This is a genomic window from Microbacterium sp. CPCC 204701, from assembly GCF_004010105.1.
Lineage (GTDB): Bacteria > Actinomycetota > Actinomycetes > Actinomycetales > Microbacteriaceae > Microbacterium.
On the sequence record NZ_RRYE01000396.1, the window covers coordinates 1 to 2,627 of the forward strand.

At 71.5% G+C, this 2,627-nt stretch carries 3 protein-coding genes; 1 reads left to right on the plus strand and 2 read right to left on the minus strand.

Translation table 11 applies throughout. The features are described from left to right. The coding region (locus EIO58_RS15905; protein ID WP_127820319.1) for a DUF4192 family protein at nt 1–264 on the plus strand (264 nt) is incomplete at its 5' end. Here the strand turns inward: EIO58_RS15905 and lysS are convergent. Next, nucleotides 265–1,809, minus strand: a complete 1,545-nt coding sequence (lysS, locus tag EIO58_RS15910) for a lysine--tRNA ligase (protein WP_127820320.1) — start codon at nt 1,807–1,809, stop codon at nt 265–267. It lies immediately after the preceding gene. Nucleotides 1,810–1,951: 142 nt separating this feature from the next. Beyond that, nucleotides 1,952–2,627, minus strand: a 676-nt coding sequence (locus EIO58_RS15915) for a DUF2520 domain-containing protein (protein ID WP_127820321.1), incomplete at its 5' end; no start/stop codon positions are given.

Sequence of the window (2,627 nt, forward strand, 5' to 3'; positions counted from 1 at the left end):
GACCGGCCCGACCCCGAGCGCCTGGCGACCGCGCTGCGGCTCGTCAGACGCGTGGCCGCGGTCGCTCCGCGAGCGTCGCGCCCGGGGCCGCTCGCGATGTGCGCGTGGCTGTCGTGGGCGCTGGGCCGCTCGACGCACGCCGACGTCTACGCGTCACAGGCGTGCGAGATCGAGCCCGAGCACGGGCTGTCCGAGATCGTGCTGTCGTTCGCACGGGCGGGCCACCTGCCCGACTGGGCGTTCCAGCGGGCGGAGGTGCGGTGACTACTTGACCAAGGGGAACAGGATCGTCTCGCGGATGCCGAGCCCCGTGATCGCCATGAGCAGGCGGTCGATTCCCATACCCATGCCGCCCGTCGGCGGCATGCCGTGCTCGAGGGCGCGCAGGAACTCCTCGTCGATCCGCATCGCCTCGAGGTCTCCGCGCGCGGCGAGCTTCGCCTGCTCCACGAAGCGCTCGCGCTGGATCACGGGGTCGACCAGCTCGGAGTATCCGGTGGCGAGCTCGAAGCCGCGCACGTACAGGTCCCACTTCTCGACGACGCCCCGGATCGATCGGTGCTCGCGCACGAGCGGGCTGGTGTCGAGGGGAAAGTCCATGACGAATGTCGGGCGCGTGAGCTGCGACTTCACGAAGTGCTCCCACAGCTCCTCGACGAGCTTGCCGTGGATGACGTGCGGCGGCTCGTCGACGCCCTCGGCCGCGGCGAGCGCGCGCAGTTCGCCGAGCGGCGTCTCGGGTGTGATCTCGCGTCCGGCCGCCTGTGAGAGCGACTCGTACATCGAGAGACGTTCCCACTCGCCCCCGAGGTCGTACTCGGTGCCGTCGGCCCACGTCACGGTCGTCGAGCCCGCGACCGCGCGGGCGGCGTTCTGGATGAGCTCCTGCGTGAGGTCGGCGATGCCGTGGTAGTCGCTGTAGGCCTGGTAGGCCTCGAGCATCGCGAACTCGGGACTGTGCGTCGAGTCGGCGCCCTCGTTGCGGAAGTTGCGGTTGATCTCGAACACCCGGTCGATGCCGCCGACGACGGCGCGCTTGAGGAAGAGCTCGGGCGCGATGCGCAGGTAGAGATCGACGTCGAAGGCGTTCGCGTGCGTGATGAACGGGCGAGCGGATGCCCCGCCGTGCTGCACCTGCAGCATCGGGGTCTCGACCTCGATGAAGCCGTGCGACGCGAACGTCGCGCGCAGGCTCGCGTTCACCTGGGCGCGAGCGACGACGGTCTCGCGTGCGCGGTCGCGCACGATCAGGTCGAGGAACCGGCTGCGCACACGGCTCTCTTCACTGAGCTCGGTGTACAGGTTCGGCAACGGCAGCACCGCCTTCGACGCGATGCGCCACTCGGCGACCATGATCGACAGCTCGCCGCGGCGGCTCGAGATCACCTCGCCCGACACGAACACGTGATCGCCGAGATCGACGAGTTCCTTCCACTCCTGCAGCGACTCCTCGCCCACCGATCCGAGCGACACCATCGCCTGAATGCGGCTTCCGTCGCCCGCCTGGAGCGTCGCGAAGCACAGCTTGCCGGTGTTGCGGCTGAAGACGATCCGACCCGCGACGGCGGCGGTGACGCCGGTCTCTGCGCCCGCCTCGAGGTCGCCGTAGCGCTCGCGCAGCGCCGGGATCGTGTCGGTGATGGGGAGGCTCACGGGGTAGGCGCCGCCCGCGGCATCCGTCCGCTCGGCGATCAGCCGCTCGCGCTTGGCCAGCCGAACGGCCTTCTGCTCGAACGCGTCGACGAGCTCAGCGTCCGAGGGATCGGTCGGCTCGGCGGCCTCGTCAGCGGGCGCGGTCGTATCGGTCATGGCGTGGGCTCCTCGGAAGGCGGACCCCCAAGTCTATCGACGGCCGCCTCCTCGCTCTCGACCACGGATGCCGCACCTTCAGCCGACGTACACCTCGGCGTCGTCGGTGAACCGGTGGCCCGCGACTGGACTGCGGTGGAGATCATCCTCGGATCGCAGCGGTGGGGTCGATGCCCGGCTCGGGGCCCGCCTCGGTGAGCGCCTGGTCGATCGCGGTGTGCACGAGAGCCGACAGGTACGCGCCCGGGTGCGGCACTCCGGCCTCGGTCAGCAGGGCCGCCGCCTGGCGCACGATGGAATGGGAGAACTCCCGGGCCGTCGCGATGGCCTCGGCGTAGGCGGGGCGCGCGGCCTCGTCGACCACCACGGGCTCGCAGCCCAGCTCGACCGCGAGGGCCTGCGCGATCGGCAGCACGGGCCCCGGCGCCGTCACCGCCGCGTAGGCGTTCTGGAGCGCGCGCACGTCCATCGACGTGCCCGTGAATGTGATCGCGGGGTGCACCGCAAGCGGAATCGCGCCCTTCGCCACCGCGGGCGCCAAGACGCCGGCTCCGAACGACGCGTCGGTGTGCAGCACGAGCTGCCCGGGCTGCCACGCGCCGACCTCGGCCAGCCCCGCGACGAGGCCCTCGAGCTGGTCGTGCGGCACGGCCAGGATCACGAGCTCGCTGCGCCGCACGACCTCCGTCACGTCGAGCACCGGCGCATCGGGAAGGATCGCCTCGACGCGGTCAGGGTCCGAGCCCGCGGTGATGCCGACCAGGGCATGCCCTGCCCCGGCGAGCGCGGCGCCGATGGCCGGACCGACGCGTCCGGCG